The sequence below is a fragment of the Neobacillus drentensis genome (assembly GCF_036962765.1).
Lineage (GTDB): Bacteria > Bacillota > Bacilli > Bacillales > Cytobacillaceae > Neobacillus > Neobacillus drentensis_C.
Genome location: NZ_JBALOS010000119.1, coordinates 3487 through 5831, shown reverse-complemented (window position 1 = coordinate 5831; position 2345 = coordinate 3487). Strand labels below are relative to the sequence as shown.

Annotated in this window: 4 protein-coding genes; all 4 read right to left on the bottom strand. The window is 35.7% G+C overall.

Going from position 1 to position 2345, the window contains the following annotated elements:
- Positions 1-164: 164 nt before the first annotated feature.
- The 4 genes from V7137_RS15410 to V7137_RS15395 all read right to left on the bottom strand — a co-directional run bounded on the left by V7137_RS15410 (position 165) and on the right by V7137_RS15395 (position 2170).
- Positions 165-410 (bottom strand): hypothetical protein, encoded by a 246-nt coding sequence (locus tag V7137_RS15410; protein ID WP_335698904.1) that lies wholly within the window; start codon positions 408-410, stop codon positions 165-167.
- A gap of 385 nt (positions 411-795) precedes the next feature.
- Complete coding sequence (locus tag V7137_RS15405; protein WP_335698903.1) at positions 796-1434, bottom strand: hypothetical protein; 639 nt, start codon at positions 1432-1434, stop codon at positions 796-798.
- An 11-nt stretch (positions 1435-1445) separates the two neighbouring features.
- Entirely contained in the window at positions 1446-1844 is a 399-nt protein-coding gene (locus tag V7137_RS15400) for a permease prefix domain 1-containing protein (protein ID WP_335698902.1), read from the bottom strand.
- Complete coding sequence (locus tag V7137_RS15395; RefSeq protein WP_335698901.1) at positions 1841-2170, bottom strand: PadR family transcriptional regulator; 330 nt, start codon at positions 2168-2170, stop codon at positions 1841-1843. Before V7137_RS15395 ends, V7137_RS15400 begins: the two co-directional genes overlap by 4 nt.
- Positions 2171-2345: the final 175 nt, after the last annotated feature.

Below are 2345 nucleotides of genomic sequence, written 5' to 3'. Positions count from 1 at the left end.
GAAATATAGTGAAGGGATTATTCTTGGTGACTTGAAAATTGTTCATTTTCGTGTTTTTAGGAATCAATTTTGCAGTACAAAAAGAGTAATGCATCTCAATAAGCAGAAAAAAGCCCTTCTCAGTCGAGAAGAGCATAAATTTATTAATTTAGCAATTACCAAGGTCAGCCTCTTGATCCAATATCCTCGCGTCGTCTTTGCCTATTTCTTTGTAATTCTCCTTGTTTCCATATGTATTTTTGCATATATAATGATAAAACATCCTTCATAGTCTTTCCATTTCTTTCAACTGCCTCCCGAAAATCGTCTTTAATACACTCTGGAACTTCGATCGATAATCGAGTGGTTTTTACATGTAATTTATTTCCCCTTCTACCCCTTGTTATTTTCCTTGTTTGTATCTGCTTCATTTTTAATACCCCCTTGCCTTTCTGAACTAAACAGGAACATTTTTCATTAAAAATATAAATATTTCAAATATTCATTTAGATAGAATGATTTTAACAATTGAAAGCGAATACATTAAAATGATATTTTTCGTGAAATTTCGACAAATTTTTCACTAACCTAATCCATTCCATTATTCATGCATATTCATCAAAAAAAGTGCCTCAGTTGGCAGCTCAATGCATTAGAAAAAAACGCCCTGCCCCAAAAGGACAAGACGGATATTAAAACTTCAATTTTACTATAAGATGTGGACATGGAAGGAAAAGGCATACTTCGCCCGCTATTAAAATGGTGTCAGGCACAGCAAAAAGACATTTGTCTTTTTACGGTGCCTGACACCATAAATTACTTTGTTAGTTTTCTTTTATAGACGAAATAATACATACTTAGCGGCCACCATAGTATACAAAAGATTGGGTACACGGCCCATACGGTATGCGGTGTAGAAATCGCATTTACGATGATAAAAAAGACCGCGATTATTAGAGTAGCATGAATAGAGAATTCAAAAAAGGCCTTTTTCTTAGTATGATAGATGGCAAGCGGCCACCAAACAATTGCAAATGTCGGAAAGATCACCCATGGATAACCAGGTGATAGCAGCACATTAAGAATGGCATAATATAAAATGATACTGGTACTCCCTGCCAATGCAACCTTTAGCGTTAGCGCATGCTTTCCTAAATAAACAAGAATGGGCCACCAGAAAATAGGATAAATTGCATATAGAGACCAATGTGAGTATGGCGAATACAGATAATTCTCAACAGTCAAAAAAGCGATAATAAGTGCGGAATAGGAAAGTGAAAGGTGTTTGTGTTTCCTATTCTTCAAACAATACAAACCTATTGGCCACAGTAAAAGAACAAAGGAAGGATAAATAAACCACGGGTAATGGGGGCTAGTTAAATAATTAACTAGTATAAAAAAGATAATACTCATTACACTTCCCGCTGCGGCAAAACCTGCATCAAATTTCTTCATGGTTCCCCTCCTTACTTCGAACGCTGCCAATGAAAATACATGGACAAAGGCCACCATAATACCCCAAAGGTTGGATAGACAAACCAAATGGTCCCAGGTGAATAAGCAAAATTGATAAACACAAATAGGGCAATGATTAAGATACTCCCCCAAATGGAAAAGCCCAAATTAATTTTAGACATATTCTTTTTCACTGGCTTCTTTATTCCCAACTCATTCTTTAAATCTTCAATATCGCCAAAATCAACGATCGCTTTATTAATGGCATCTTCCTCCTCCTTACCAAGTTCCATTAAGTCCAACACTTTTTCCTCCAGGTTTTCCAATACCTCTTGCTTAATCGCCTGCTTTTGCTCACTCTCCGGAACATCCTTAAACAACTCATCGACATGATTTCTTAACTTTTTCACTCTAATCCCTCCATAAACAAATCGATAACTTCTTTTGTTTCAATCCATTCCTTAATCATTTCTTTTAAATAGGCTTTTCCGAGGGTCGTGATTCGGTAGTACTTCCTTTTCCCACCTTGGCTAACACTTCCCACGTAAGATTCGATAAGTTCCTTTTTCTCCAGCCGCTGAAACACCGCATAAAGAGTCGCCTCTTTAATTTGAAATCGATTGTTTGTCCGCAGGCTGATTTCCTTCGAAATTTCATACCCATACCTGTCTTGTTCTAAAATCAAGCGTAAAATAATCGAATCTAAATGACCGCGGATAAGATCGCTTCTAAGCACGTAATCACTTCCTTATATCACTCACTATTCTATCTGATAGAGTAATTCTACTTGAAATTACTCTATCTGTCAAAGTAATTTTTATAAATGTGATATAATCAATCTAAAAAATTTTATTTAGGTTTGTAATCGACTCTTATTTAAAAAAGGCTCTGTTAAACTTCCCTGTTGATTT